The organism is Paraburkholderia sp. BR13444 (assembly GCF_040948755.1).
GTDB classification, from domain to species: domain Bacteria; phylum Pseudomonadota; class Gammaproteobacteria; order Burkholderiales; family Burkholderiaceae; genus Paraburkholderia; species Paraburkholderia youngii.
In genome coordinates, this window is record NZ_JBFPKM010000016.1 from 53,480 (window position 1) to 79,380 (window position 25,901).

The following is a 25,901-nucleotide window of genomic DNA, read 5'->3' on the forward strand; positions in this document are numbered from 1 at the left end:
ACGCGCGGCGGCCGTGCGCGAGACGCGCGGCGCCGCGCGGACGTTTTTGGCCGGCGAAGCAAACGTTGCACACGCAGTGGAAGCAATCGCGCGGAAACATCGCGGCGAGCGCAAACGAGGTGGAGTGGCCCTCAATTTTTCGCACCACGGGCCGTTAAAGAGGATGTTCCACTAACACGGTGGCATGTCTGCGATGCCGCCCTTCAGGATGACGCATGTCCAGCAATCTGTTGAATATCGGCCTTAGCGGACTCAACGCGGCCCAATGGGGTTTGACGACGACTGGTGAGAACATCAGCAATGCGTCGACGCCCGGCTATACGATGGAAACTCCGGTGTATTCGGAGGTGGGCGGCAACTATACGGGCTCCGGCTACATGCCGATGGGCGTGTCCACCGACACCATCACGCGCGCGTATAGCCAGTACCTGACGACCGAGCTCAACAACGCGCAGTCGTGGAGCAGCTCGCTCAGCACGTACAACACGATGATCAGCCAGCTGAACAACCTCGTCGGCAGTCCGACTGGGGGGATTGCGAGCGCGATCAGCGGTTACTTCACGGGGCTGCAGAACGTCGCCAACGACGCGTCGAGCGTGGCGACGCGACAAACCGCGATCAGCGACGCACAGACGCTCGCGAACCAGATCAACGCGGCTGGCCAGCAATACGACCAGTTGCGCGCGAGCGTCAACACGCAGATGAGCGACGCGGTCACGAAGATCAACACCTTCACGGCGCAGATCGCGTCGCTGAATACGCAGATCACGCAGGCGAGCAGCCAGGGCCAACCGCCGAACCAGCTGCTCGACCAACGCGACCTGGCGGTGTCGAACCTGTCGCAGCTGATTGGCGTGTCGGTCGTGCAGGACAACGGCAGCTATAGCCTGTTCATGTCGAACGGACAGCCGCTCGTGCTGGCCGGCAACAGCTTCAACCTCGGCGCGGCGACTTCGTCGGCCGATCCGACCGAGCTGTCGGTCCAGTATCTCGGCCAGGTTGGCGCGAAGCCGACCCCGACTCCGCAGACGCTGTCCGACAGCAGCGTGTCCGGCGGCACGCTGGGCGGCCTGGTGCAATTCCGCTCGCAAACGCTCGATCCGGCCGAGGCGCAACTCGGTGCGATCGCAACCAGCTTCGCCGCGCAGGTCAATGCGCAGAACGAACTCGGCCTGACGCTGAACGGCACCGCGGGCGGCGCGCTGTTCACCGTCGGCTCGCCGACCGTGTACGCGAACGCGCAGAACAGCGGCACCGCGACGCTCGGCGTCTCGTTCGCCGACGCGAGCCAGCCGACCACGGGCGACTACACGCTGTCGTACAACGGCAGCGCCTACACGCTGACCGACAACCAGACTGGCAGCATCGTCGGCTCGGCGGCGGACCTGACCAAGCCGATCGGCGGCCTGCAGTTCTCGGTCGCGAGCGGCACGATGAACGCCGGCGACTCGTTCACTGTCGAGCCGACCCGCGGCGCGCTGAACGGCTTCGCGCTGACCACCACGGCGGGCTCGGCGATCGCGGCCGCGGCGCCGGTGCTCGCGTCGGCGTCGACGTCGAACACCGGCAGCGCGACGATCACGCAAGGTACGGTATCGGCCGGCTATAGCGCGCCGACCAGCGCGTCGAAGATCATCTACACCGCGGGCACCGGGCTCACCGGTTTCCCGATCGGCTCGGTGGTGACGGTCGCCGGCTCGCCGTCCACGTCGTACACGATCAACACGGCGACGGACGCAGTGCCGTACTCGCCGAATTCGGGCGCGACGCTGACCATCACCAACCCGACCAACTCGACGAACGCGGGCGTGATGAACAACGTGACGGTCACGATCAGCGGCACGCCAGCCAACGGCGACTCGTTCACGATCGGACCGAACACCGGCGCGACCAACGACGGCCGCAACGCGCAACTGCTGTCGAACCTGACCTCGGCGAAGGTGCTGGCAGGAGGCACCGCGACCCTGACGAGCGCGTACGCGAGCTACGTCAACAACATCGGCAACCAGGCCACGCAGATCCAGGCGATGGCGACGACGCAAAGCTCGCTCGTCACGCAGATCACGTCGGCGCAGCAGTCGGTGTCGGGCGTCAATATCAATGAGGAAGCGGCTAACCTGCTTCAATATCAGCAGCTCTATCAGGCCAACAGCAAGGTCATCCAGACGGCGCAGACGCTGTTCCAGACTTTGCTTGGCATCTTCTCGTAAGGCGTTGAACCATGCGAATTTCTTCCCAGCAGTACTTCAGCATGAACGTCGCGAACATGAGCAATCAGCAGGCTCAGTTGTCGCAGATCTATCAAGAAATCTCGAGCGGCCAGAGCCTCACCACGCCCGCCGACAATCCGCTCGGCGCCGCGCAGGCGGTGCAGCTCAGCTCGACGGCGGCCGCGCTGTCGCAGTACACGACGAACCAGACCGCGGCGCTCACGTCTTTGCAGGCCGAGGACTCGACGCTGTCCACCGTCATTACGACGTTGCAAAGCGCGAACACGCTGGGCCTGCGCGCCGGCAACGGCGGATTGAACGACGCCGACCGCACGGCGATCGCCGCGCAACTGACCACGCTGCGCGACCAGCTCCTCAGCTACGCGAATGCGACCGACGGCTCCGGCAATGCGCTGTTCGCCGGCTTCCAGAATTCGACCCAAGCCTTCTCGACCGATGCGGCCGGCAACGTCACCTATACGGGCGACACCGGCTCGCGCACGGTGCAGGTCACCGATAGCAACGCAGTCGCGACCGGCGACAATGGGCTGGCGGTGTTCATGAGCGTAGGTGCGACCAACGCGCAGTCGATTGCCTCGGGCAATTCGGCCAATACGGGCAGCGGCGTGATCGGCGCGGTGTCGGTCAACGATCCGACCAACGCGGGGAACGCGCACTCGTACCAGATCCAGTTCAGCGGCAGCGGCAGCTCGCTCACGTACACGATCACCGACACGACCACCAACGCCCCGGTTGCTACGGCCCAGCCATACACGTCAGGCTCGGATATCACGATCGCCGGCCAAAAGGTCCAGATCTCGGGCACGCCGGCCGCCAATGACACCTTCACGGTACAGCCGGCCAACAAGGCGGGCACCAATGTGTTTGCGAACCTGAACGCGATGATCACCGCGCTCCAGCAGCCGGTGAGCGGCAACCCCGCGGCCGCGGCGACGTTGCAGAACGCGTTGAACACGGGCCTGTCGCAGCTCGGCAACACGCTGGACAACATCACCGCGGTGCAGGCATCGGTGGGCGGCCGCGAGCAGGAAGTCAAGGCGCTGCAAACGGTCACGCAGACCAACTCGCTGCAAACGCAAAGCAATCTCTCGGACCTGACGCAGACCGACATGGTCTCGACGATCAGCAAGTACACGATGCAGCAGGCGGCCTTGCAGGCTTCGCAGCAAGCGTTCGTGAAGATCCAGAACATGTCGCTGTTCCAGTACATCGGCAGCTGATGCCGCTTCGGCGGCGCGATTAAAAAACCGGCGCGATGAACTCGAGCCGGTTTTTTTATGTCCGCGATTTTCAGCGTTATTTGAGCGCCGCCGCGACCCGTCCCATCTCATCGATGCCGCTATCGAACAGCCGCACGAAGAACGGGATCATGTTCGGCAGCATCAGTTGCACGAGCAGCAGGCCGACCAGCATAGTCAGCGGAAAGCCGATCTGGAATACGCCGATCTGCGGCGCCGCGCGATTGAGAATGCCGAGCGCCAGATTGGCGATCAGCAGCGCGACGACGACCGGCAACGACAGCAGCAGCCCCGCCGAAAAGATCGAGCTGCCCCAGTTCGCGAGCGTCTGCCAGCCGTGCGGCGCGAGCAGGTTGGCCGACACCGGCACCGACTGGAACGTCGTGACGAGCGCGGCGATCATCTGGAGATGACCATCGACGGCGAGAAACGCCAGCGTCGCGATCGTCGTCATATAGCGCGAGATCACGACGCCCGAGCCGGTCGCCTGCTGGTCGAAGAAGGTCGCGAAGCCGAGACCCATGCCGAGGCCGATGAAATAGCCGGTCGCGTCGATCGCCTGGAACACGATCTGCATCGTCACGCCGAGCGCGATGCCGATCAGGAACTGGTTGGCGAGAATCCACACGCCGTCCGCCGAAAACACGGTGACCTGCGGCAGCGCGCCGATCGTCGGCGCGACGATGATCGTCGTGAACGCTGCGAGGCCGATCTTCACGCGCGAGGGCAGCGACGAATTGCCGAACACCGGCGCGGTCGCGATCAGCGCGGCGATGCGCGCGAACGGCCACAGGAACGCGGTCAGCCAGACGTTCAGTTGCGCGTAGGTGACCGTGAACATGGAGCGGGGAGGGCGGACGTGCGAGCAGCGCTCAGTTGACGAGCGTCGGAATGCTGGTGAGCGTGTGGCGCAGATAGTCGAGCATCGTGGTCAGCATCCACGGCCCGGCGATCACCAGCGTGGCCGCGATCGCGAGCAGCTTCGGGATGAACGACAAGGTGCTCTCGTTGATCTGCGTGGCCGCCTGGAACAGGCTCACGACCAGACCGACGACGAGCGCGACGAGCAGCAGCGGGGCGGCCATCATGAGGCCGACATACATGGCCTGGTGGGCCAGCGTCATGACTGCTTCGGGTGTCATCGTGAGTACCTGAAGAACGAGGAGTCGAAAATAATCAGACGAAGCTCTGCGCGAGCGAGCCCAGCAGCAACTGCCAGCCGTCGACGAGCACGAACAGCATCAGCTTGAACGGCAGCGAAATCGTCGCCGGCGACACCATCATCATACCCATCGACATCAGCACGCTCGCGACCACCATGTCGATGATCAGGAACGGAATGAAGATCGTGAAGCCGATCGTGAAGCCGGTTTTCAACTCGCTCGTCACGAACGACGGCACCAGCAGCGACAGCGGCACGTCTTCGGGCCCCTGCATCGGCGCCGCGTGCGAGATGCGCGCGAACAGTGCCAGGTCGCTTTCGCGGGTCTGACGCAGCATGAAGGTCTTGAACGGCGCGACGCCGCGCGACACCGCCTGGTCCATCGGCAGCGTGCCTTCGGAAAACGGCTTGTAGCCTTCGTTATAGGCCTTATCGAGCACCGGCGACATCACGAAAAACGTCAGAAACAGCGCAAGACCGACCAGCACCTGGTTCGGCGGCGTCGTGGTCGTGCCGAGCGCCTGGCGCAGCAGCGACAACACGATCACGATGCGCGTGAAGCTCGTCATCATCAGCACCATCGCGGGCAGGAACGACAGCATCGTGAGCAGCAGCATCGTCTGCACGCTCAGCGAGTAGGTCGTGCCGCCGTTCGGGCCGGGGCTCGTCGTGAAGGCCGGCAGGCCGGCGGTTTGCGCGAACGACAGCGTCGGCAGCGCGACCAGCAGTGCTGGCAGCGCGAGTCGAAGCACTGCGGGGAGCGAGCGCGCCGCACGGCGCGATAGCGTGAAGAACCAACCTGACTGCCTGAAACTGACCTGCATTACCGATCCCCGCCGCGGTGCGCGTTGAAACGTTTGCCCACTTCGCCCTTCATGGCGTCGCGAAAGCGTTGACCAAAGGTGCCGGAAAGCGGTTCGGGCGAAGCGGCAACCGTATCGGCCGCGACGGAACCCGCCGGCATCGTATGCAGCAGCCGCACGTTGCCGGGCGCAGCGCCGAGCACGAGCCACGTATCGCCGATCTCGACGACCGCGACGCGCTCCTTGCCGCCGAGCGAAGCGCCGCCCACGGTCTTCACGAGGCCGCCGCGCTGGCCCGGGTGCAGGCCGAAGCGTCGCGCGAGCCATGCGCAGCCGAACACGAGGCCGATCACGACCGCGAGCCCGACGAAGGTTTGCAGCACCGCGCCGACGCCGAGCGCCGGCACCGCGCTACCCGCGCCGACCCCCGAGGCGATCTTCGCGGCGTTGTTGACCGCGTTCATGTCGGCGGCGTGAGCGACGCTGGACGCGATGAGCGGCGCGAGCAACACGCCGCGACCTGCCAAACGTTTCATCGATTGAGTTTCCGGATGCGTTCGGACGGCGTGATGATGTCGGTCAGCCGGATACCGAACTTGTCGTTGACGACCACCACTTCGCCCTGCGCGATCAGACAGCCGTTGACGAGCACGTCCATCGGCTCGCCGGCCATGCCGTCGAGTTCGACGACCGAGCCCTGCGCGAGCTGCAGCAGATTGCGGATCGCGATCTTGGTGCGGCCGAGCTCGACCGTCATCTGGACGGGGATGTCCAGGATCATGTCGATATCGTTGTGCGTCGCGGTCGGTTCGACCTTCGACAGCGGCTGGAACACACCGGCCGCGGCCGGGTTGACCTCGGCGTTGCCGTTCTGCTCGGCGAGCGCGCTCGCCCAGTCGTCCATCGCCGCGTCGTCTTCCGCGGCGGACAGCGCGCCGGCGGCGAGTTGCTCGGCTGCCTCGAGATCGCTCTCGGGCTTTGCGTTCAGGTCACTCATATCCACCTTCCTTCATCGTGTCGGCTGCGCTGATCATCTTCTGGACCCGCAACGCGTACTGACCATTGAAAATTCCGTAGCCGCATTCCATCACCGGCACGCCGTCGACTTTCGCGGTGATGTGCTCGGGGATGTTGATCGGCAGAACATCGCCTTTGCGCATGTTCAGGATCTGTTCGAACGTGACCGGCACCTGCGCGAGGTCGGCGGTCAGCTGCACTTCGGCAGCCTGCACCTGCTGCGACAGCACGCGCACCCAGCGCCGATCGACGTCCATCGCTTCGCCCTGGATCGGCGATGAGAGCACGTCGCGGATCGGCTCGATCATCGAGTACGGCATGCAGATGTGCAGCGTGCCGCCCGTCGAGCCGAACTCGATCGAAAACTGGGTGACGATGACGATTTCGTTCGGCGTCGCGACGTTGGCGAACTGCGTGTGCATTTCCGAGCGCACGTATTCGAACTGCAGCGGGCGCACGCTCTTCCACGACGCGGTGTAGTGCTCGAATGTCAGATTGAGCAGCTTCGTGATGATGCGCTGCTCGGTCTGCGTGAAATCGCGTCCTTCGACGCGCGTATGGAAACGCCCGTCGCCGCCGAACAGGTTATCGACCACGAAGAACACGAGGTTCGGATCGAACACGAACAGCGACGTGCCGCGCAGCGGCTTCACGTGGACCAGGTTCAGATTGGTCGGGATCGGCAGGTTGCGCGTGAATTCGCTGTACTTCTGCACCTTCACCGGGCCGACGGAGATTTCCGCCGAGCGCCGCATGAAGTTGAAAATGCCGACGCGCAACAGGCGCGCGAAGCGGTCGTTGATGATTTCGAGGCCCGGCATCCGGCCACGGACGATGCGTTCCTGCGTCGCGATGTTGTACGGGCGTACGCCCGTGCGGTCGTTTTGCTCGGATTCCGTGTCGGATTCGCCGGTGACGCCCTTCAGAAGGGCATCGACCTCCTCCTGGGACATGAACTCTTCATGGCTCATTGCTTATTCCTCGTGCGTCCCTTGGCGATTGATGATGGCAGTGCTGGACAAGGTCACGTCACTGCACGACGAACTCGGTGAACAGCACGTCCTGCACGCGGATCGGTGCGGCGCCCCGCTCGGTCGGCTCGGTGATCAGCGTCTTCAGCTCTTCGGCGAGCGCGCGCTTGCCTTCGAGCGGCGCGAGTTCTTCGGGGTGCTTGTTCGACAGCGCGAGCAGGATGCGGCTGCGCACTTCCGGCATGTGATCGGTGAGCGCCTGCTGGGTGCCGGCGTCGCCGAGCTTCAGCGTGAGGCCGATGCGCAGGAAGTGTTGCTGGCCGTCGTCCGATTGCAGGTTGACGGTCATCGATTCGAGCGGGAAGAACAGCGGCACGGCGGACGGCGCCGGCGCGGCTTCGGCCGATACGGCGACGGGTGCGCGCTTCGACATGAAGAACCACACGCCGGCACCGGCAGCGCCCGCGGCGATCAGCGCAATGAGGCCGATCAGGATGATGCGCTTCATGGGGCCCGGCGAGGCGGGCGCGGCTTGTTGCGGGGCGGTCGTAGTTGCCATTTGGGTTGCCAGCCTGGTGCTGGCGTAGTAAGGGTTAGGGTGATTGTTGTTGATTTGCCTGCGGCGCTATGGGTCGAAAAGAAGGGCTATTTCTGGCTATTTCTGGGTGTTTCTAGTTTTTGGTTGTTTTTTTCTTGTCTTTATTCTTGGCGGTGTTGGCCTTTCCTTGCTTTCTTATCGGTCTATTAGCGTTGCCCCTGTGCGGGGCGGCACCTACTTTCTTTGCTGCTGCAAAGAAAGTAGGCAAAGAAGACAGCTCAAACCGCCAGCTCATAAGCGGGTCCCCTGGCTTGGCAGGGGTAGTGGTGCATCTGGAATCCGTGCCCCCGCACATTCCCCGTTCGTGACAAAGCCATCATCCCTCCCACTCCGCACTACGTGCGTCGCGGACGGGTCCGCCTGGGAAACCGGCGGGCTTGCCCGCGCAGCGGGAGCCCTCGGCTGCGCCTCGGCGACACGCCGAAATGACCAATGGTTTGAGAACAGTGCTTCGGCGAGCGGAGCGCCGCCGGAAGGATGACTGCCTTGTCACTGACGCGGAATGTGCGGGAGCACGGATTCCAGATGCACCACTACCTTGTGTGGACCGAGGGACCCGCTTAAGAGTTAGCGGTTTTAGCTGTCTTCTTTGCCTACTTTCTTTGCAGCAGCAAAGAAAGTAGGTGCCGCCCCGCACAGGGGCAACGCCAATAGACCGACAAGTCAGCAAGGAAAGGCCAACAAAGCCAGAACAACGAAAAAGAAGCCCGCCTGGCTCAGGCAAACGTATCGACTAATCCAACCTGCTGCCGCACGGCAACATTAGCGATGGCATCGCTGGAGTCCTCCGAGCTGTCCCCTGCAAGGGAGCCACCACTACCACTACCGCCGCCCTTCCCATTCGACCCACCCGCGCCAGCGCTCTGCTGCTGTTGTCCGCTCTGCCGGGCAAACCCATCACTCACACTCGCGCTGCCAAGCCCAATCCCATTGGACTCCATCGCCTCGCGAAGCTTCGGCAACGCCGCCTCGACCGCCTCCCGCACCGACTGGTGCTGCGACACGAACAGCGCATGCGCATGGTTATCCGCAACCTGCAACACGACCTGCAACGGCCCCAGATCCTTCGGATTGAGCGTCAGCTCAGCACTCTGCGAATGCGCATTCGACAAAAACACCACCTTCTGGCTCAACGCTTCTTCCCACGCGCTCGTGCCGACCTGCGGCGTCAACGCGTTCGCGGCGGCGGCAGCACTCGCGTTGCCGGTGCTCTGCACCGCCGCCGTCGTGCTAGCAGCGTTCGCTGCCGCCTGCGCCGCAGCCAGCGCGCTGTTCGCCGCCTCGGACGCGCTGCGCGCCGATGCGACGTTGTCAGCCTGGCCGCTCGTCGCGGCCGCGGCGCTCATGGCGTCGGCGGCGGACTTCGCTGTCGATGGATCGGCCAGCGCGGTCGCGGCGGCCGTTGCGGTCGTTGCGGTCGTCGGCGTCGTGTGGAATGTCGAGGTGCCCTTGCCGGTGCCGTTGCCGACCGTCTTGTCGTCCGAGGTGCCGTTCAGGTCATTTTTCGTGTTGCTAAGGCCGCGCACCGCGCTCGATACGCTCGCGGCTTTCGCAGCCGCGCCGCTGGCGAGCGCGGCCGCAGGCACCGCGCCCTGGCCGCTCGATAGCGCCGACAGCGCACTCTGCAGCGCATCCTGCAGCGACTTCGGATCGACCGCGCCTTTCCTGCTCGCCGCGGCGGCCGTGAGCGCGCTCGTGGCGGTGCCGGCCAGCGCGCTCACCGCGTCGGCCGCGGAGCTTGCGGCATCGGTTACGGTGGGCGCGTTCGCATCGGCGGCGCTATTGACGGCGGCGTGTGCCTGCGCTTGCGCCTGGGCCTGGACGGCAGCCGCCGCGGCGGCGAGCGCGCCAGCCTCGGTCTGCGCCTTGGTGTCTTGCTGCCTGGTTTGCGTCGTGGTCGACTGGCTGTTCGATGCTTGCTGCGTGGGTGTCGCCGGCGTCGTGGACGACGATGAAGCGCTGCTGCTCGCCGCGTTGCTCGCCGCGTTGCTCGTCGTGCCGCTGGCGTTCTGGCCGCTGCTCGCGCTCTGCTGCGACGGAGCGGGCGCCGGCGCGGGTGCGCTGGGCGCACTCGGTGCCGAGGTTTGCGACGCCTTCGCTGAACCGGTCTGCTGTTGATTCCCGCTGTTCTGCTGGTCGATGCTCTGCTGCAAGGTCTGTGCGAACGGGGTCGGGCTCGCGGCGTTCGCGGCCGCGCTGCTCGACCCATTGCTGCTCGTGTCGAGCAGCGTGCTCAGTTGCGAGCCGATCTGTGAAAGAAGCGACATAAAGAATCCTGTGAATCGGTCAAACGGGGGTGCCGTCAGGCATTAACCGAGAGGCAAGGCCTCACGCGCCGTCGGCTCGCATGCGCAGACTTCGCGCCGCGAATTCGTCGGCGTCGCGCTGTTCGCGCCGCGCCGCAACCTTCGCCTCGGCTGCCTCGCCGCGCGCCTGCAGCACTTCATACGAGCCAAGCTTCTGTTTCTGGCGCTGCCAGTCGGGCTTTGCCATCTCGACGCGCGCGCTCGCCGCCGCGAGCAGGTTGCGCTGCTGCTCGATCGCGGCGTCGAGCGTGTCGAGGAACGCCTGGAAATTGCGCATGTTGCCGGCGGGCATGCCCGACTGCGCGCTCTCCGTGAAGCGTGCGTAGTATTCGTTGCGGTACTGCACGAGTGCATCGAGTTGCGCCTCTGCGTCGTTGCGCTCGCGCTGCGCGCGGCCGAGCCGCTGCGCGGCGGCATCCACGTCGTCCTGCGCGAGACCGATCAGCGTCTTGATCGGAAAGTGTTTCGACATCGTCAGCCTCCTCGGCCCTAAGCAAACAGCGCGTTGAGCATGTCGATGCTCGGCTGGAAGTTCGCGCACTCGCGAAAGCCTTGCTGCAGGAACGCTTCCATCCGCGGGTACAGCGCGATCGCGCGATCGAGCAGCGCGTCGCGCCCGGCCGAATAGGCGCCGACGTTGATCAGATCGCGGTTGCGCTGGTAGCGCGACAGCATCTGCTTGAACATACGCGTTTTATTCAGATGGTTATCGTCGATCAACGCGGTCATTGCCCGGCTAATCGACGCTTCGATATCGATCGCGGGGTAGTGGCCGGCTTCGGCGAGCGAGCGCGACAGCACGATGTGGCCGTCGAGAATCGCGCGCGCCGAGTCGGCGATCGGGTCCTGCTGGTCGTCGCCTTCGGTGAGCACCGTGTAGAACGCGGTGATCGAGCCGCCGCCCGCCGGTCCGTTGCCGGTGCGCTCGACCAGCGCCGGCAGCTTCGCGAACACAGACGGCGGATAGCCCTTGGTGGCGGGCGGCTCGCCGATCGCCAGCGCGATCTCGCGCTGCGCCATCGCGTAACGGGTCAGCGAATCCATCAGCAGCAGCACGTGCTTGCCCTGGTCGCGGAAGTATTCGGCGAGCGAGGTCGAGTACGCGGCGGCCTGCATCCGCAATAGCGGCGACACGTCGGCCGGCGCGGCGATCACGACCGAGCGCGCCAAGCCTTCCTCGCCGAGAATCTGTTCGATGAACTCCTTCACTTCGCGGCCGCGTTCGCCGATCAGGCCGATCACGATCACTTCGGCGCTCGTGTAGCGCGCCATCGTGCCGAGCAACACCGATTTACCGACGCCCGAACCCGCGAACAGCCCCATGCGTTGACCACGGCCGACGGTCAGCAGCGAGTTGATCGCGCGCACGCCGACGTCGAGCACCTTGTGAATCGGCTCGCGATTGAGTGGATTGATGACCGGCGCGGACAGCGGCGCATCGGTTTGCGTGCCGAGCGGGCCGAGCCCGTCGAGCGGACGGCCCGATGCGTCGAGCACGCGGCCGAGCAATTCCCAGCCGACCGGCAGACGCTTCGCGCCGGCGAGCGGATCGGCGATCGGCGCGCTTTCGAGCGGAAAGACGCGCGCGCCGGGCAGCAGGCCGATCACTTCGGTGGTCGGCATCAGGAACAGCTTGTCGCCGGAGAAGCCGACCACTTCGGCTTCGGCCATCGGCAGCGAACTGCCGGGCGGCAGCTCGATCATCACTTCGGCGCCGACCGACAGGCGCAGCCCGACCGCTTCGAGCACCAGACCGGCCGCGCGCGTCAGACGTCCGCACGCGCGCAGCGGCTTCGCGATCGCGTTGCGCGCGCGCAGCGCGTCGAGCTGGCCGCGCCATGCCTGCATATGCGGATTGATGTCGAGCGCGGGATCGTAGGACGGTGCGTGCGGCGCGTGAGCGGCGTGGTCCTTCGCGGCGGACGGGCGGCTCACCGCCGCGCCTGTCGCCGGATGCTCACTCGCAGGAGCGTGCCATCCCGCATCCGGGGGCTCCGGAAAACCGGACGACTCGACATCGGCCAGCGCCTCGGCGCCGAACGACGCCAACGCAAGTTCGCGTTCGAGCGGCGTCAGATCGCTCGCGCGGATCTCGTCGAGTGTCGGCTTCACCACGTGCTCACCTTGCCGAGCGCGGCGGCGACGCGCTGCCAGCGCGTGTCGATGCCCGCGTCGACCTCGCCGGTGCCGGCCTGCGCGCGGCAACCGCCGCGCTCCACCGATGCATCGGTACGCACGGTCCAGCCGCGGGTTTGCAATTCTTCGAGCAGATACGCCTCGACGACCGGCAGATCGGCGGGACTCACGATCAGCGCCGGCGCCCCGGAGAGCGCGGGCTCAGCCGCGAGCACCTCGCGCGCGGCCGCGATCAGCGCGGTCGGGTCGTGCTGCACGTGCTGGCGCACGACCTGTTGCGCGATGTCGAGCGCGAGTGCGATCAGCGTTTCGGAGATCGCGTGCTGCGCGCCATCGAGCGCGGTCTTGAAGGTTTCGGCCAGCGCGGCGAGCCGCATCGCTTCCTCGCGCGCCTCGGTCTGGCCCTGCGCGAAACCCTGCGCGCGCCCCTGGTCGTAGCCCGCCTGATAGCCGAGCGCCTGGCCGGCCACATGACCGGACGCGACGCCCTGCGCATGCGCGGCTTCGCGGCGGCGCTCGAGTTCGGCTTCGAACGCGCGCTCGTCGAACTCGGGTTCGGCCGGCGGGGGCGGCGGCGGGGCCGGGTCGAACGACGCCATCTCCCAGCGCTGGTAAGCCGAGAGGCCGTCCTTTGCCGGGGCGTTCGAATCAGACATATGCGTCTTCCGCCTTGCCGCCGATCACAATCTGGCCGCTCTCGGCCAGGTTGCGCACGATCTGCAGGATGCGGCGCTGCTGCGTCTCGACTTCGGACACGCGCACCGGGCCGCGTGCGTCGAGGTCTTCGGCGAGCAACTCGGCCGCGCGCTGCGACATGTTCGACAGGAACTTCTGACGCAGCGCGGGCGGCGCGCCCTTCAGCGAGATGATCAGCGCCTCGGATTCGACTTCCTTCAGCAGCAGCTGGATCGCGCGGTCTTCGAGGTCGAGCAGGTTCTCGAACACGAACATCTGGTCGATGATCTTTTGCGCGAGCTCGGCGTCGTACTGGCGCACGTTTTCGATCACGCCTTCCTCGTGGTTGCTCGACATGAAGTTCAGAATCTCGGCCGCCGTGCGGATGCCGCCCATCGGGCTGCGCTTCAGGTTGTCGCTGCCCGACAGCAGGCCGGTCAGCACGTCGTCGAGCTCGCGCAGCGCGGCCGGCTGGATGCCGTCGAGCGTCGCGATCCGCAGCAGCACGTCGTTGCGCAGGCGCTCCGCGAAGCACGACACGATCTCCGAGGCCTGATCGCGGTCCAGATGCACGAGGATCGTCGCGATGATCTGGGGATGCTCGTTCTTGATCAGTTCCGCGACCGCCGACGAGTCCATCCACTTCAGGCCTTCGATGCCGCTCGTGTCGCTGCCCTGCAGGATCCGGTCGATGATCGCGCCGGCCTTGTCGTCGCCGAGCGCCTTGGTCAGCACCGAGCGGATGTAATCGCTCGAATCGAGCGACATGCCGGTGTGCTGCTCGGCCTCGCGCACGAACTCCTGCAGCACCTCGTCGATCTGCTCGCGGGTGACGTTTTTCAGCGCGGCCATCGCGACGCCGATTTTCTGAACCTCACGCGGGCCCAGAAACTTGAACACCTGCGCCGCCTCTTCCTCGCCGATCGACATCAGCAGCAGCGCGCTCTTCACTACGCCTTCAGCGCTCATCGGACACCCAGTTCTTGACGACGGTTGCTACGATCTTCGGATCCTGACGCGCGATGTTGCGCGCGAACTCGAGGTTCCGCTCGTACTTGTGCTTCGCGTTTTCGAGCGCGAGCTTCTCGCTATCCGCTTCGATTTCGACTACCGCGCCATCGCGCTCCTCGGCCGGGATGCCGTCGAGCAGCACCGGCTCGTCGGGCGACATCAGCGCGGGCACCGGCTCGGGCGGCGGCGGGAAGGCGCGGCGCAGCGCCGGCTTCACCATCACGAAGTAGAGGAACAGGGCCACTGCGCCGATGCCGAGGTACGTCGCGATCTGCTTGTACAGCGCGAGCATGTCCGGGGTGCGCCACCACGGCAGGTCGGCGTTCGGATCGAGATCGGTGGTGAACGCGCTGTTGACCACGTTGACCGAATCGCCGCGCGACGCGTCGTAGCCCATCGCGTCCTTCACGAGCTGCGTGATCTGCGCGAGCTTGTCGGCGCTGACCGGTTGCATCGTCACATGGCCCTTCGGATCGACGACCCGCAGATAGTTGACGACCACCGCGACCGTCAGCCTGCGGATGCCGCCCATCGGCTGGTCGATGTGGCGCACGGTCTTGTCGAGCTCGTAGTTGGTGGTCGAATCCTTGTGATCGCTGATCGGCGTCGCGCTCACCGAGCTCGCGCCGTTGCCGGCCACGATCGGCGCGGAGGCAGGCTGCGGCGGCTGATTCGACAGCGCGCCCGGCACCCCCGAGGCGCCCCCCTGCGACATTTCGGTGGCGCTGCTCGTCTGCTGGCTGCGGATCGCGGCGTCCTGCGGATTGGCGTTCGGGCCGTACTTCTCCGAAGTCTGCTCGCTGTGCGAGAAGTCGATGTCGGCGCTGACCTGCGAGCGCGCGTTGCCGGCGCCGAACAGCGGCGCGAGGATCGTGTCGATGCGCTGCTGCGTGTTGCGTTCGATCTGCTGGCGGAACTTCAGCTGGGTTGCATCGAGGCCGCTGCCGTTGCTTGGCTGCGTGAGCAGGTTGCCGTCCTGGTCGAGGATCGTCACACCGTGCACCGGCATTTGCGGCACCGCCGACGCCACCATATGCGTAATCGCGACCACCTGCGCTTCGTCGAGCACGCGGCCCGGGTACAGGTTCACGAGCACCGACGCCGACGGCGGTTCCTTGTCGCGCACGAATACGCTCGGCTTCGGAATCGCGAGGTGCACACGCGCCGATTTGACGCTCGAGATCGATCCGATCGTGCGTTCGAGTTCGCCTTCGAGCGCGCGCTGATAGTTGACCTGTTCGTCGAACTGGCTGATGCCGAATTTCTGGTTGTCCATCAGCTCGAAGCCGACCGAGCCGCTCTTCGGCAGTCCCTGCGAGGCGAGGCGCAAGCGGGTCTCGTGGACCTGCTCGGCGGGCACGAGGACCGCGGTGCCGCTTTCGGACAGCTTGTATGGGATATTGGCCTGCTGCAGCGCGGTGATGATCGAACCGCCGTCGCGATCGGACAGATTGCTGTAGAGCACTTTGTAGCTAGGTGCGCGCGACCACAGGAACAGACCGGCGACGACCGCCACCAGCAGCGCGACCGCGAACACGAGCGGCGCGCGCGGGTTGCCGCGCATCTGCGCGAGTCCGGACAGACGCTGGCCGAAATTGCCGCCGAGACCTCCGAGGCCGCCGAGGCCGCCGAGGTCGGCCGTGCCGCCGGCCTGGCCGCTCGCGGCCTGAGCGGCCGCGGGCTGCGCGCCGGCGAGCCCCATGCGGGCGTCGGGGTTGATCAAAGAGTTGGCTGACGAATCCATGCGTCGGGTTTCTCCGGGGGATGCCTTGGCGTTCTGCCGTGATGCCGCGCCGGGGCTCGGCGGACGGACAGAGACTTTCACCCTTGAAATTATCCGCAGCGCCGCCCAACCCGATTGCTTGAATAGAGCCGGGTTTCCCCCCTAGTTTCGGGACTTTCCGCGTGGGGCCGCTGCTATGCTTTCGTCCAGATCGGTACACCTTCCGGTGCTCCGATCGCCTATCCAACGGAGAAGAAGATGACCATGCCCGTGAACGCGCTATCGTCGGCGCTGCAACAGATGCAGGCGATGGCGGCGCAGGCGGCCGGCGGCTCGACCCCAGTGGCGGAGCAATCCGGCGCGGCGACGCCGACCAACTTCGCGGCGGCGCTGAAGGCCTCGCTCGACAAGATCAGCAGCGACCAGCAGAAGGCGATCGGTGAGTCGCAGGCGTTCGAACTCGGCGCGTCGAACGTGTCGCTGAACGACGTGATGGTCGATATGCAGAAGGCCAACATCGGCTTCCAGTTCGGCCTGCAGGTGCGCAACAAGCTGGTCGCCGCGTACAACGACATCGCGCAGATGTCGATCTGAGCGGGATCGCGCGGGACTGCCTGAAGGACTTGCCCGAAGGTCCGCTGGAGTCCCGTCCGACGATCCGGCAAGCCGCTGCCGGTGCTTGCGCCGGCGGCTCGCGCCGCGTCTTCCGTGCCCGCCCAGCGGCGCTTTCGATCCTCCCGACACCGGACTAAAGCTTTGTCGTCGCGCATCCGATAACCAAAGTACATGTCAGCGATTGGCGCGGCGACGCGCCGCGCGGCCACGCCACGACTTAACCGCAGCCAGTATCAGAGGAGGAGCGCCGATGTTTTCCCAAGGACACGCTGGAGCCAACGCGTATGCACGTGTCGGTATCGAGACATCCGTGATGGGTGCAAGTCCGCATCGTCTGATCGTGTTGCTGTACCAGGGTGCACGCCAGGCGATCGCGCAAAGCCGCCTGCATTTGCAGCAGGGCAACGTGGCCGAGCGTGGCATGGCGATCAGCAAGGCGATCCGGATCATCGAAAGCGGGCTGCAGGCGTCGCTCAACCTCGAGGTAGGCGGCGAAATCGCCGAACGGCTCAATGCGTTGTACGACTATATGGCGCGTCGGCTGTTGCAGGCCAATATCAATCAGAGCGAGGCGATGCTCGTGGAAGTGGACCGACTGCTCGCGACGCTCGAAGAGGCATGGATCGGGATTGCCCCGGAGATCGCGCGGATGGCGGCACAGCCAGCCGCGGAAAGCCTGAGATGACATCGAACGCAGACTATTTTGCCCGCTATGAAGCGGTCGCCGCGCTGTCCTGCCGCATGCTGATCGCGGCCCGCCGTGCACTGTGGAGCGACCTGGTGCACTTGCAGGAAGAGTATCGGCATCTGGTCGAAGCGCTGCGCGAAGCCGACGTGGGCGTCAAGCTCGACGAGGCCGAGCGCCTGCGCAAGTACGCGCTGATCCGCCAGATCCTCGCCGACGACGCCGCGATCCGCGACCTCGCGAATCCGAGCATGGCGCATCTGTCGGTGCTGTTCGCCGGCCGGCCGACGCGTGTGCTCAAGGAGCTGTACGGGGCGCGCTGAGTGCGGGCGGGCACGCGGGTGAGCTGGCGTCACGCCGTGCGCGTCTGAAGGATCGCAGCAATCAGAGCATCGCGCGCATTGCCGCCGATGCGACCAAGGAACCGGCATGAACGGAATCGATTCGGCCCTCGCTTCGGTGCTGTCGAGCCGGATCGACAGCCTGCTCAACATTGCGCCGGGAACCGCGACGACCTCGCAGACCGGCGCGGCCGGCGTCGATACCAAGGTTCCCGCGGCGCCTGCGAACGCGACGCCAGCGCCGCAGTCGTCCGCGCAAACCGCGCTGTCGGCCGTCGCGCTGACGCTGAACGCGATCGCGCACTCGGGCGGCGAGGCGACACCGGCGGTGCTCGGCCGCGCGCCGATCTGGGCGGCCGCGCCGGCGCTCGACGTCGCCATCGAGAGCTTGCCGCTGACCAATGCGGGCGCCGCTACTGGCGATTCCGCCGCTTCTGCGAATCTCAATACCAATCCCAACGCTGCTGCCCACGCTAGCGCGGCTACCACCGCGAGCGTGGCGGCGACCGAAGTGCCCGTCGCGGCGCTCGCGGCCGCGCTGCAAAGGACAGTGGCCGACAGCGGCCTGTTCTACGAGGCGCATCTCGCAGCGTGGCTGGTCGGCCAGCGGTCGCCGGCTCAACTGGCGAACGAGGCACAGAACCAGCTCGTCGCAGATTCTCAATTGCCCCCCGGCTGGAGCGCCGACGCTGGCGACGCGAGCACGCGGTCCGCTTCGGCGAACGGAGCTGCCGAGGCGACGCCACGCGGCGCGCCGAACGGTACACCGAACGGCACGCCGGCTGGCACGCCGAACGCCGCCGACAACAACCCGGCCTCGCACGCGATGCCGTCGATCCTGACCGCGCAGGCCGCGCGCCTCGTCGCGGGCGAGCTGCTGGCCAGTTCGGTGTCCGATCTGAACGGGCAGTCCACACATGCGGGGCCGCACGGCGCGGCGTCGCAGGCGGCCGATGCGGGTCCATCGAAGAGCGCGCAGGCAATGGCGGCGGCGGTGCATCCGGCGACGGTCCCGCTCGTGCGCCAGCAGCTCGATCTGCTCGCGACCGGACAGTTTCGCTGGACCGGCGAGGCGTGGCCCGGCGCGCGTCTGGACTGGACCATCGAGCAGGATGGCGACGAATGGGACCGCAGCGGCGGCGGCCTCGCGAGCGAGGACGACCAGCCGTGGCGCACGCGCCTGACGCTGTCGCTGCCGACGCTCGGCACCGTCGATGCCGAACTGACGCTGACCGGCACGCGGCTGAGCGCGCGCGTGCAGGCGAGCCCGCGGGGCGCCGCGCGGCTCGCGAATCAGGGTGACGGTTTCCGTCAGCGGCTCGCGGCGGCGGGGATCGAGCTGCAGGGCTTGACGATTCGGGAGATTGGCGGCGGTGCACCGGCGTCTGCGGTGGCTGGCGCCTCGGCGGCGGGGGCGCAGGCGGCGGGCGCGTATGCACGGTCGGCGTCGGCGGCTGTAACCGAGTCGGCGGCGGCGAGCACCGCTTTGCGCGACGACTTCGATTGGGATATCTGATGAGCCGCACCCATCGTCGCAGCGCGGCTGCGCTCGTTTATGACGCTCATGGCGGGGAACCAGCGCCGCGTGTGGTCGCGAAGGGGTATGGGCTGCTTGCCGACATGATCGTGCAGCGCGCGAAGGAAGCAGGGCTGTATGTGCACGAGGCGCCCGAGATGGTGTCGCTGTTGATGCAGGTCGATCTGGATGCGCGGATTCCTCCGGAGCTATATCAGGCTGTTGCCGAGTTGTTGGCCTGGTTGCATCGGCTCGAGAGTGGGGCTGATGTTGAGCCGGCTCATGAGGGGGAGAGTGCTGGCGCGCAGGATGTGGTGGATGTTGTTGCTACTGATGTGCCTGGCGGCACGGGGGCTGTGGATCATTGACGGTGCGGGCTTGCCCTTTTGCAGAGCGGAGTTCTTTTTTGTCTTTGTTCTTGCGGTGTTGGTCTTTCCTTGCTTGTCGGTCTATTGGCATTGACCCTGCGCCATCGCAAACGGTGCCTCGCGTGACGTAGAAAAGGCCTCGCTGCGGCGCGGGCCTTTCGCAGGAAACCCCCGCAAAAGCGGGAATAGCGAGCCGAACTCAGAGATCAACGAAACGTGGCAACAGGTCCTGATCGGCGAGGCGGATTTCGATATCATTTGCCGCCTTGACGTGCTCCCGGTTGTGCACATCGAAGACTTCATCCGTCACGCTGACGACGATCGTGCCTTGCTGATTGCCATCGCGGATGACAGGGATAAGGTCGCGCGCTTCGGGCACTTGGGCCTGCGTGAGAACGTGCGGCAGGTAGAGCATCCAGCTTACGGCAAGACGATCATCGAAGACGGCTTCGGTCGTGTACTTGCGCGGCCCAAAAGTCACGTAAAGTGACCCGTAAATCTCAACCGTCTTCGCCACAATCTCGGCAACAGATTTATATTCACCCAATCTTGAGGAATTGAGATTCTTCTCGCCAATTTCTAAATCAAGCATTTGAGAAATTACCCCTCCTCCATCGAACGAAACATAAGCGGTGGCCCCTTCGCCCCCCGATTCAACACCATTCCAGATGCCGATTGATTTCGTGACATTCGAAGCTTTTCCCTTATATTCATCGGCTAGCGAAAGAACGGCCGCCTCGGAGGGCTCATTATTTTCGTAAACCTTGCACAGCAAAGCCTCCGTGATGGTATCGCCTTGCATATACCAATTGGCCAAGGTCCTGTCCTTTTGCGTCATCAAATCAATAAGCGGACGCAGTCGGCGAATATGAAACTCAAACGCCGAAGAGGGGATGACGCTACTATCTCGATGTTGTTCAAACAGATTCATGAGTGGATCAGGGTTGATTGACTGATGGCACACCAGCGGCTCGAAGCGTGGAAATCATATATTCCCTCGTCTTCGGGGTCTGAAAATACCACGTGAGCCTTGCCGGAGGATTTGCGCGCACTGTAGTCCCTTGATCAAATATTTGATCCGCCATTCTTTTAAAGCCCACAAAAAACGGCTTTGGTTTATCGTCTGCGCCAATAAATTGGTCGTAATTCCCCTTTGCTTCCTGCAAGAGACATTGCGACGGTTGAAATCCATCAAAATCTGTACCGAGCCACGCCCACTCCATATTCCAGCCCTGGCTGGTTTCCCTGCCTTGCCCGTTCGTCACTATTCCGTACTCAAACCCTGTGATGCGGGCCTGGTAGCGTCGGGGCTCAGGATTCATGCTGTGATTCCTTTGCACCTTTTCGCCACCCTTCTCGGGCGGGCACTTGCACGGCCTTTCGCGTTCGCGGGACCGGTCACGCGCTAGTTCGCCCCATCCGCCGTCTGCACGCGCTCCCGTGCCGCTGCTGCCCACAGGGCCAGCAGACGGTGCGACAGCGGGGACCGGAACAGGCATAGGCGTTGCCTGCGCCATTGCGTGTGCTGCGCGTGCGAGCGTCGCCGGGAATGGAATACCCATCAGCGTTTCTCCTTCATTTCCTGTTGTCTTTTTCGCGTTGCCTGCATCAGCATTTCGAATCGCTGTTCAGCTGGGACCCCGGGCTTGTGCAGCCATGCTATGACCTCCGGAATCCAGTAAAACCCCGGCGTGGTTGCTTCCACATACAGGAAATCGACTATCGGCCCGTCATGTGTAAAACGGAGCATCCTTGTCTGTGCAAAGGCCCCATCAAGCCGGTCGCGCAAGGTCGGATCATTGGCCAGCGCGGGATAATCGCGCACGATATGGCCGCGGATAAAGTCGACATAGTTGCGGTCTTCATAGGCTTTCAGAAGCGCCCATTGTCCTTCGGTAAATTCCATTGTCGTCGATGGTGAACCGTCGTCCTTCGTTGAGGTAGTGCCACGCGTCGGCAGCCCTGAAAAGCTCACGCTCGCTCTTGCCGCGGCATACCGCATCGAGCGCATGCAGCACCCTCGGGTCCCAAAAGCGCAGCAGGGCCGACCGTCCTTTTGGTATTCGGGTATGCAGGTGCGGGCGCAGCTTTGCGGCCTGCCGCTCAAGGCTCTCTGCGGTACTCAGCCAGATCACGCCAGGGCGGGCCTGTTCGAGTTCGCGCAGGTCCGCAATAAACTCGCGCGCCATCTTCGGATCAAGCAGCCACGGCCCCGCGTGTGCGAGTGCCATCTCGTGCGTTCCCGCGAACAGCGAAACCGCCCGATCGGTTTCGGCAGTGAGTTGCTGGCCGGTATGCTGCTGGTACTGGATACCGTCCACCAGCGCCAGCACGTGGCCGCTGTAGCGCCGTTGCCCGTACTGGCGAAGCTGTTCATTGACAGAGGCGGGAATCATCAGCGCTCCAGGGTCATCGCACCTTGCCCGGCAGCGCGAATCATGCAATCGAGACAGATAGACGACTGCGGAAGCACCGGCCGGGGCGTTGCGCCGTAGACCGATGACGGGCCTTTTTTCTGTGGAGTATCCGGAGAGCGTCCGCGACAATTGCATGCCCATCCGTAACCTAGGGCTTCGGCCATCTCATAACCGGTGGGACACGACTTCAGACTATCGAACGGAAACCATTCGCCGGTTTCAGCGTTCAGCGCCATCGCCGACGGCATTGGCGGGAAGTTTGAGTAGAGGGAATAGGTGATACGACAAAGCTGGCACTCTTCCATGCCCCGGGTTTCATCCTGCTTCTGTTTTTCCATCTGACCTCTGCTGTTTTTCCAGAATACACCCGACGAATTAACCATCGAAAACGCAACACGGTCAACGGCTTTAAATTGAGATAAAACGTTTTCGACAACTATTTACTATTGTGTCGGGTATCTCTATTTCTATTGCATATTCCTGCTCACGCAGGATGACTAAAAAAGGCGGCATTGCGCCCCGACCATTAACGGCCTTTCGGGTTAGCGGGCGCGTAATCGTCGACTCCGTGGCGTGTCAAAGTGCATTGCTTTCAAACATGCAATGGAATTGTCACGTAACGTTCTTACACTGCCGCCCGAAGCAATAATTTCAATAATCGGGCGAGGTTTCGCGAAGACGACATCCGTCCAGCGCGTAGAGGATTGACATCGTATGGATTTTTCAAAGAACAAGAGTCGGATGTTGCGGGTGAGCGCTTGTGCGCTGCTGGCCAGCATCGGTGTGGCGGCGGGCCTGAGCGCGTGTGGCGGCAGCAACAGCATGGTTCCCCAGGTGTCGGGCCAGGTGCTCGGCAGCTACATCCAGAATGCGAAGGTCTGTCTCGACCTCAACGACAACGGCAAGTGCGATAGCGGCGAGCCCTATGCGGTGACCGATGCCAAGGGCAAATTCTCCATTGGCGACGCGAGCAACGGCGGCTGGAAGAATGTGATCGCCGATCTGACCAACGCGCGGGAAAACGATGCCAATGGCAACAACATGGGCACCCAGTTCGGTTCCGGCACGTTCTTCCGCGCGCCCAAGGGCGCGACGGGCACCGTCAGCGCCATCACCACGCAACTGGCTCAACTGGTGGCGGGCGGCGCCACGCTCGACGACGCAAAGAGCACGCTCGCAGCCAGGTACGGCAGCGTGCCGGCCGACAAACTGCTCGGCGACTTCAACGGCGACAGCAGCCTTGCCAGCCTGAAGACCGCAAGCGACAACTACATCAAAGCGGTGGTCGGCGCAAAAGCGGTGCGCCACGTTTTCGTGATCACGATGGAAAACAAGGACTACGAGGAGTCTTTTGGCACGACTGCGGCCACCAGTGGCCAGGACCCTTACCTGAAGTCGCTCGCGACGCAGGGCGCGATGCTGACCAACTACTACGGTACGGGTCACGTCAGCCTCGATAACTACATCTCGATGATGAGCGGTCAGCCCTCGACGGTGGATACCGAGACCGACTGCTTCGCGCTCTGGTCCGACATCGTCGATGCCGGCGACTACACCGATCCGGTCAACGGTGCCAAGCTGCTCAAGGCTGGCACGGATGCAAACGGTCACGTCGGTGGCGGCTGTGTGTATCCGGCGCGCGTCAAGACGCTTGCCAACCAGCTCGATAACGCCAAGTTCGCCTGGAAGGGCTACATGGGCGACATGGGTAACGACCTGAACCGCGACGGCACGAAGACGTGCAGCTTCCCGACCCGTACCGCGAAGCTGGCGGGCACTGATCCCGCCAAGGCGGTCGACGGTACGCAGTCGGCTTCGGCGGGTTCCGCGTCCGGCGACGTCATCGCGGACGCCTACGCAACGCGTCACAATCCGTTCGTGTACTTTCACTCGATCATCGACGACATCGAATATTGCGATCAGCACGTCGTGAATCTGGACGCAAACCTGGAAAACGATCTGAAGTCGATCGACACCACGCCGAACCTCGTGTTCATCACGCCGAACCTGTGCGATGACGGCCATGACGGCGACGGCACGGGCGCGGCAGGCAAGGGCTGCAAGAGCGGCGCACCGGGCGGTCTGACTTCGATCGACGCGTTCCTGAAAAAGTGGATTCCTATCATCCAGGCTTCGCCGGCTTACCAGCGCGATGGTTTGATCGTCATCAACTTCGATGAGTCGAATGCGTCCAGCGGCGGTTATAGCCCGTCCCTCAACGGCACGACGCTGCAACTGATGATCAAACTGACTGGCGCGTCGACCGCCAACCAGCAGAGCGGTCCTAATGTCACGCGTCCCGAGGACGAGTTCCTGATGGCGAACTATCCGATTTCCGCTGCTGCGGGATTGCTTGGTTCGGCAAGTGCTTCGGCGCTGACGGCAGCATTCCCGACGGCGACCACGTTCAGCCTCGGCATGCACTACAACGGCGTGGGCGGCGACCGCACCGGGGCCGTGCTGTTGTCACCGTTCATCAAGGCGGGTACGACCACCGCTACGGGCTACAACCACTACTCGCTGCTCAAGAGCCTGGAAAACATATTCGGTATTCCGCAGTATCTGGGCTATGCAAACGATGTGAATCTGACGGCCTTCGGCTCCGACATCTTCACTCAGTAAAGATCGATGGCTTTGCACTTTACGAAAGGGACCGCCCGGGGGGCGGCCCTTTTTCTCTTTGCGAGTTTCTTCCTCACGGCCTGCGGCCCCAGGGAAGAGGCGATCAGCACCGCTGCCGCCGCGACGCCCCCCGCGGCAACTTCCGCAGCGCCTTCCAACAAGGACATGGCCGAGATCGGCAAGCTGGCTTTTTTCGATCCGTCGCTGTCGGCGTCGGGCCGGCAGTCGTGTGCGAGCTGTCACAGCCCTGATCGTGCCTATGGGCCGCCCAATGGCCTCGCCGTGCAACTGGGCGGCGCCGATATGAAGCACTACGGCACGCGTGCCGTGCCATCGCTGCGCTATCTGCGGCGCGTGCCGATCTGGACGCACACGTACGCGAGCAGCGCCAAGGAACGCATGGAGGATGGCGACAACATGCCTTCCGGCGGCTACACCTGGGATGGGCGCTTCGACCGCCCAGCAGACCAGGCCGCGTTCCCGCTTTTGAATCCCGACGAGATGGCCAACGCGGACGCTGCCGCGGTCGCGAGCAGATTGAGCAGGAGCGCTTACGCTGCGCGTTTCCGTGCCGTGTTCGGTCAGGACATCTTCTCGCGTCCGGCCGACGCGCTCGCGGCGCTCGGCAAGTCGCTGGAGCGCTTCCAGTTCGACGATCCGAGCTTTCAGCCGTTCGACAGCAAGTTCGATCGCGTGCTGGACGGCAAGGCGCAGTTCACTACGCAGGAGGCGCGGGGTTTCAGCCTGTTCGTCGATCCCGAGCGCGGCAACTGCGCGTCGTGTCACCTGGTCGACAAGGGCGCGGCCGGTGCGCATCCGACGCTTTCCGACTACAACTTCCAGACACTGGGCGTGCCACGCAACCCGGAGATTCCGGCCAACGCCGATCCGAAGTACTACGACCTGGGTTTGTGCGGCCCGATGCGGACCGACAAGACCGACAACAAGTGGTACTGCGGCATGTTCAGAACGCCCACGCTGCGCAACACCGCAACCCGCCAGGTGTTTTTCCATAACGGCCGCTTCCACACGCTCGAAGATGCTTTGCGCTTTTACGTGCAACGCGACACGAACCCGGGCAAGTGGTATCCGCATGCCGGTGGCAAGCAGCAGTTCGACGACCTGCCAGTGCAATACCAAAGCAACGTCGACCATCGCACCGCGCCGATGACGAATCACAAAGGCGGCAAGCCGGTCTGGTCGGACAGCGACATCCGCGACGTGGTCGCCTTTCTGGAGACATTGAATGACAGCGACGCAGAGGCGAACAAAAAGGTCGCGGCGCATTGAGGTCGCGGCGGAATACCGATTCAACAGGTCCAGGCGTAGAGGGGACGAAGCGCCGAAACAACCGGTGATTCTGCAACGGGGTTTCGGCGCGCGTAGCGCCGCCGGAAGAAGGCTTTCAGCGATTGAGACGGTTGCAGCGGTCGTTAAAACGCGTCCCGTGGGGAGCCAGTGGGGAA

General features: G+C 64.3%; 28 protein-coding genes. 9 read left to right on the plus strand and 19 right to left on the minus strand.

What is annotated here, in order from left to right:
* Positions 1-215: 215 nt before the first annotated feature.
* Positions 216-2,210, plus strand: coding sequence for a flagellar hook-associated protein FlgK (gene flgK / locus AB3X95_RS31685; protein WP_368623361.1), 1,995 nt, complete (start codon positions 216-218; stop codon positions 2,208-2,210).
* Between the two features lie 11 nt (positions 2,211-2,221).
* On the plus strand, positions 2,222-3,451 hold the full coding sequence (flgL, locus tag AB3X95_RS31690; RefSeq protein ID WP_176367751.1) for a flagellar hook-associated protein FlgL: 1,230 nt from the start codon (positions 2,222-2,224) through the stop codon (positions 3,449-3,451).
* A 76-nt stretch (positions 3,452-3,527) separates the two neighbouring features.
* On the opposite strand, the gene fliR is transcribed toward flgL, so the two are convergent.
* The 14 genes from fliR to fliF form a co-directional block, all read right to left on the minus strand.
* A complete protein-coding gene (gene fliR, locus AB3X95_RS31695; protein WP_176124498.1) occupies positions 3,528-4,310 on the minus strand; it encodes a flagellar biosynthetic protein FliR in 783 nt (260 codons plus the stop codon).
* A gap of 31 nt (positions 4,311-4,341) precedes the next feature.
* Entirely contained in the window at positions 4,342-4,611 is a 270-nt protein-coding gene (gene fliQ, locus AB3X95_RS31700) for a flagellar biosynthesis protein FliQ (RefSeq protein ID WP_176109996.1), read from the minus strand.
* Positions 4,612-4,645: 34 nt separating this feature from the next.
* Positions 4,646-5,455 carry a flagellar type III secretion system pore protein FliP gene (gene fliP / locus AB3X95_RS31705; RefSeq protein WP_013090868.1) on the minus strand — a complete coding sequence of 270 codons (810 nt, stop codon included), beginning with the start codon at positions 5,453-5,455 and terminating at the stop codon, positions 4,646-4,648.
* A complete protein-coding gene (fliO, locus tag AB3X95_RS31710; RefSeq protein ID WP_368623362.1) occupies positions 5,455-5,970 on the minus strand; it encodes a flagellar biosynthetic protein FliO in 516 nt (171 codons plus the stop codon). Before fliO ends, fliP begins: the two co-directional genes overlap by 1 nt.
* Complete coding sequence (gene fliN / locus AB3X95_RS31715; protein WP_013090866.1) at positions 5,967-6,431, minus strand: flagellar motor switch protein FliN; 465 nt, start codon at positions 6,429-6,431, stop codon at positions 5,967-5,969. The genes fliO and fliN overlap by 4 nt, the downstream gene beginning before the upstream one ends.
* Positions 6,424-7,422, minus strand: coding sequence for a flagellar motor switch protein FliM (fliM, locus tag AB3X95_RS31720; protein WP_013090865.1), 999 nt, complete (start codon positions 7,420-7,422; stop codon positions 6,424-6,426). The genes fliN and fliM overlap by 8 nt, the downstream gene beginning before the upstream one ends.
* A 58-nt stretch (positions 7,423-7,480) precedes the next feature.
* Complete coding sequence (gene fliL / locus AB3X95_RS31725; RefSeq protein ID WP_176124501.1) at positions 7,481-7,981, minus strand: flagellar basal body-associated protein FliL; 501 nt, start codon at positions 7,979-7,981, stop codon at positions 7,481-7,483.
* Between the two features lie 112 nt (positions 7,982-8,093).
* The gene (locus tag AB3X95_RS31730) at positions 8,094-8,255 is read right to left on the minus strand and encodes a hypothetical protein (RefSeq protein ID WP_368623363.1); all 162 of its coding nucleotides are present in this window, start codon (positions 8,253-8,255) and stop codon (positions 8,094-8,096) included.
* Positions 8,256-8,736: 481 nt separating this feature from the next.
* Positions 8,737-10,287: a flagellar hook-length control protein FliK gene (locus tag AB3X95_RS31735; RefSeq protein ID WP_368623364.1), complete on the minus strand. Its 1,551-nt coding sequence runs from the start codon at positions 10,285-10,287 to the stop codon at positions 8,737-8,739.
* A 61-nt stretch (positions 10,288-10,348) separates the two neighbouring features.
* Positions 10,349-10,798 (minus strand): flagellar export protein FliJ, encoded by a 450-nt coding sequence (gene fliJ / locus AB3X95_RS31740; RefSeq protein ID WP_368623365.1) that lies wholly within the window; start codon positions 10,796-10,798, stop codon positions 10,349-10,351.
* 17 nt (positions 10,799-10,815) lie between these two features.
* Positions 10,816-12,441, minus strand: a complete 1,626-nt coding sequence (gene fliI / locus AB3X95_RS31745) for a flagellar protein export ATPase FliI (RefSeq protein ID WP_368623366.1) — start codon at positions 12,439-12,441, stop codon at positions 10,816-10,818.
* Entirely contained in the window at positions 12,435-13,118 is a 684-nt protein-coding gene (gene fliH, locus AB3X95_RS31750; protein ID WP_176110004.1) for a flagellar assembly protein FliH, read from the minus strand. The genes fliI and fliH overlap by 7 nt, the downstream gene beginning before the upstream one ends.
* Positions 13,111-14,106, minus strand: a complete 996-nt coding sequence (gene fliG, locus AB3X95_RS31755) for a flagellar motor switch protein FliG (RefSeq protein WP_176124506.1) — start codon at positions 14,104-14,106, stop codon at positions 13,111-13,113. The genes fliH and fliG overlap by 8 nt, the downstream gene beginning before the upstream one ends.
* Positions 14,096-15,892 (minus strand): flagellar basal-body MS-ring/collar protein FliF, encoded by a 1,797-nt coding sequence (fliF, locus tag AB3X95_RS31760; protein WP_184226249.1) that lies wholly within the window; start codon positions 15,890-15,892, stop codon positions 14,096-14,098. Before fliF ends, fliG begins: the two co-directional genes overlap by 11 nt.
* 237 nt (positions 15,893-16,129) lie before the next feature.
* Here fliF and fliE point away from each other — a divergent pair, with 237 nt between their 5' ends.
* From fliE to AB3X95_RS31785, 5 genes are all read left to right on the plus strand, one after another.
* On the plus strand, positions 16,130-16,465 hold the full coding sequence (gene fliE / locus AB3X95_RS31765; protein WP_176110007.1) for a flagellar hook-basal body complex protein FliE: 336 nt from the start codon (positions 16,130-16,132) through the stop codon (positions 16,463-16,465).
* Between the two features lie 271 nt (positions 16,466-16,736).
* Positions 16,737-17,171 (plus strand): flagellar export chaperone FliS, encoded by a 435-nt coding sequence (fliS, locus tag AB3X95_RS31770; RefSeq protein WP_013090844.1) that lies wholly within the window; start codon positions 16,737-16,739, stop codon positions 17,169-17,171.
* The gene (locus AB3X95_RS31775; RefSeq protein ID WP_176124510.1) at positions 17,168-17,494 is read left to right on the plus strand and encodes a flagellar protein FliT; all 327 of its coding nucleotides are present in this window, start codon (positions 17,168-17,170) and stop codon (positions 17,492-17,494) included. Before fliS ends, AB3X95_RS31775 begins: the two co-directional genes overlap by 4 nt.
* Positions 17,495-17,600: 106 nt before the next feature.
* The gene (locus AB3X95_RS31780; protein ID WP_368623367.1) at positions 17,601-19,028 is read left to right on the plus strand and encodes a flagellar hook-length control protein FliK; all 1,428 of its coding nucleotides are present in this window, start codon (positions 17,601-17,603) and stop codon (positions 19,026-19,028) included.
* Positions 19,028-19,396, plus strand: coding sequence for an EscU/YscU/HrcU family type III secretion system export apparatus switch protein (locus AB3X95_RS31785; protein ID WP_176110011.1), 369 nt, complete (start codon positions 19,028-19,030; stop codon positions 19,394-19,396). Before AB3X95_RS31780 ends, AB3X95_RS31785 begins: the two co-directional genes overlap by 1 nt.
* A 199-nt stretch (positions 19,397-19,595) precedes the next feature.
* On the opposite strand, the gene AB3X95_RS31790 is transcribed toward AB3X95_RS31785, so the two are convergent.
* Genes AB3X95_RS31790 through AB3X95_RS31810 form a run of 5 tightly spaced genes read right to left on the minus strand, consistent with a single transcriptional unit; the run spans position 19,596 to position 22,151 of the window.
* A complete protein-coding gene (locus tag AB3X95_RS31790) occupies positions 19,596-20,327 on the minus strand; it encodes an immunity 52 family protein (protein WP_254906031.1) in 732 nt (243 codons plus the stop codon).
* A 7-nt stretch (positions 20,328-20,334) separates the two neighbouring features.
* On the minus strand, positions 20,335-20,958 hold the full coding sequence (locus AB3X95_RS31795) for a restriction endonuclease fold toxin 5 domain-containing protein (protein ID WP_368623368.1): 624 nt from the start codon (positions 20,956-20,958) through the stop codon (positions 20,335-20,337).
* Positions 20,958-21,302, minus strand: coding sequence for a hypothetical protein (locus AB3X95_RS31800; RefSeq protein ID WP_368588182.1), 345 nt, complete (start codon positions 21,300-21,302; stop codon positions 20,958-20,960). The genes AB3X95_RS31795 and AB3X95_RS31800 overlap by 1 nt, the downstream gene beginning before the upstream one ends.
* The gene (locus AB3X95_RS31805) at positions 21,259-21,792 is read right to left on the minus strand and encodes a DUF4123 domain-containing protein (RefSeq protein WP_368623369.1); all 534 of its coding nucleotides are present in this window, start codon (positions 21,790-21,792) and stop codon (positions 21,259-21,261) included. Before AB3X95_RS31805 ends, AB3X95_RS31800 begins: the two co-directional genes overlap by 44 nt.
* Positions 21,792-22,151: a hypothetical protein gene (locus AB3X95_RS31810; protein WP_368623370.1), complete on the minus strand. Its 360-nt coding sequence runs from the start codon at positions 22,149-22,151 to the stop codon at positions 21,792-21,794. Before AB3X95_RS31810 ends, AB3X95_RS31805 begins: the two co-directional genes overlap by 1 nt.
* A 376-nt stretch (positions 22,152-22,527) precedes the next feature.
* Between AB3X95_RS31810 and AB3X95_RS31815 the strand changes: the two genes are divergently transcribed.
* Together AB3X95_RS31815 and AB3X95_RS31820 are read left to right on the plus strand one after the other, a co-directional pair.
* Positions 22,528-24,435, plus strand: a complete 1,908-nt coding sequence (locus tag AB3X95_RS31815) for an alkaline phosphatase family protein (protein ID WP_368623371.1) — start codon at positions 22,528-22,530, stop codon at positions 24,433-24,435.
* A gap of 165 nt (positions 24,436-24,600) precedes the next feature.
* On the plus strand, positions 24,601-25,725 hold the full coding sequence (locus AB3X95_RS31820; RefSeq protein WP_176124517.1) for a cytochrome-c peroxidase: 1,125 nt from the start codon (positions 24,601-24,603) through the stop codon (positions 25,723-25,725).
* Positions 25,726-25,901: the final 176 nt, after the last annotated feature.

Bases quoted from the DNA above. Each gene is read 5' to 3' on its own strand.
- AB3X95_RS31820 (WP_176124517.1), top strand. From the start codon at position 24,601: ATGGCCGAGATCGGCAAGCTGGCTTTTTTCGATCCGTCGCTGTCGGCG.
- AB3X95_RS31810 (WP_368623370.1), bottom strand. From the start codon at position 22,151: ATGGAAAAACAGAAGCAGGATGAAACCCGGGGCATGGAAGAGTGCCAG.
- fliL (WP_176124501.1), bottom strand. From the start codon at position 7,981: ATGGCAACTACGACCGCCCCGCAACAAGCCGCGCCCGCCTCGCCGGGC.
- AB3X95_RS31805 (WP_368623369.1), bottom strand. From the start codon at position 21,792: ATGATTCCCGCCTCTGTCAATGAACAGCTTCGCCAGTACGGGCAACGG.
- fliM (WP_013090865.1), bottom strand. From the start codon at position 7,422: ATGAGCCATGAAGAGTTCATGTCCCAGGAGGAGGTCGATGCCCTTCTG.
- AB3X95_RS31800 (WP_368588182.1), bottom strand. From the start codon at position 21,302: ATGGAATTTACCGAAGGACAATGGGCGCTTCTGAAAGCCTATGAAGAC.
- fliN (WP_013090866.1), bottom strand. From the start codon at position 6,431: ATGAGTGACCTGAACGCAAAGCCCGAGAGCGATCTCGAGGCAGCCGAG.
- fliE (WP_176110007.1), top strand. From the start codon at position 16,130: ATGACCATGCCCGTGAACGCGCTATCGTCGGCGCTGCAACAGATGCAG.
- AB3X95_RS31790 (WP_254906031.1), bottom strand. From the start codon at position 20,327: ATGAATCTGTTTGAACAACATCGAGATAGTAGCGTCATCCCCTCTTCG.
- AB3X95_RS31780 (WP_368623367.1), top strand. From the start codon at position 17,601: ATGAACGGAATCGATTCGGCCCTCGCTTCGGTGCTGTCGAGCCGGATC.
- fliP (WP_013090868.1), bottom strand. From the start codon at position 5,455: ATGCAGGTCAGTTTCAGGCAGTCAGGTTGGTTCTTCACGCTATCGCGC.
- fliO (WP_368623362.1), bottom strand. From the start codon at position 5,970: ATGAAACGTTTGGCAGGTCGCGGCGTGTTGCTCGCGCCGCTCATCGCG.
- AB3X95_RS31775 (WP_176124510.1), top strand. From the start codon at position 17,168: ATGACATCGAACGCAGACTATTTTGCCCGCTATGAAGCGGTCGCCGCG.
- fliR (WP_176124498.1), bottom strand. From the start codon at position 4,310: ATGTTCACGGTCACCTACGCGCAACTGAACGTCTGGCTGACCGCGTTC.
- fliH (WP_176110004.1), bottom strand. From the start codon at position 13,118: ATGTCTGATTCGAACGCCCCGGCAAAGGACGGCCTCTCGGCTTACCAG.
- fliJ (WP_368623365.1), bottom strand. From the start codon at position 10,798: ATGTCGAAACACTTTCCGATCAAGACGCTGATCGGTCTCGCGCAGGAC.
- AB3X95_RS31735 (WP_368623364.1), bottom strand. From the start codon at position 10,287: ATGTCGCTTCTTTCACAGATCGGCTCGCAACTGAGCACGCTGCTCGAC.
- AB3X95_RS31730 (WP_368623363.1), bottom strand. From the start codon at position 8,255: ATGAGCTGGCGGTTTGAGCTGTCTTCTTTGCCTACTTTCTTTGCAGCA.
- AB3X95_RS31795 (WP_368623368.1), bottom strand. From the start codon at position 20,958: ATGGGTATTCCATTCCCGGCGACGCTCGCACGCGCAGCACACGCAATG.
- AB3X95_RS31815 (WP_368623371.1), top strand. From the start codon at position 22,528: ATGGATTTTTCAAAGAACAAGAGTCGGATGTTGCGGGTGAGCGCTTGT.
- fliF (WP_184226249.1), bottom strand. From the start codon at position 15,892: ATGGATTCGTCAGCCAACTCTTTGATCAACCCCGACGCCCGCATGGGG.
- flgK (WP_368623361.1), top strand. From the start codon at position 216: ATGTCCAGCAATCTGTTGAATATCGGCCTTAGCGGACTCAACGCGGCC.
- flgL (WP_176367751.1), top strand. From the start codon at position 2,222: ATGCGAATTTCTTCCCAGCAGTACTTCAGCATGAACGTCGCGAACATG.
- fliQ (WP_176109996.1), bottom strand. From the start codon at position 4,611: ATGACACCCGAAGCAGTCATGACGCTGGCCCACCAGGCCATGTATGTC.
- AB3X95_RS31785 (WP_176110011.1), top strand. From the start codon at position 19,028: ATGAGCCGCACCCATCGTCGCAGCGCGGCTGCGCTCGTTTATGACGCT.
- fliG (WP_176124506.1), bottom strand. From the start codon at position 14,106: ATGAGCGCTGAAGGCGTAGTGAAGAGCGCGCTGCTGCTGATGTCGATC.
- fliS (WP_013090844.1), top strand. From the start codon at position 16,737: ATGTTTTCCCAAGGACACGCTGGAGCCAACGCGTATGCACGTGTCGGT.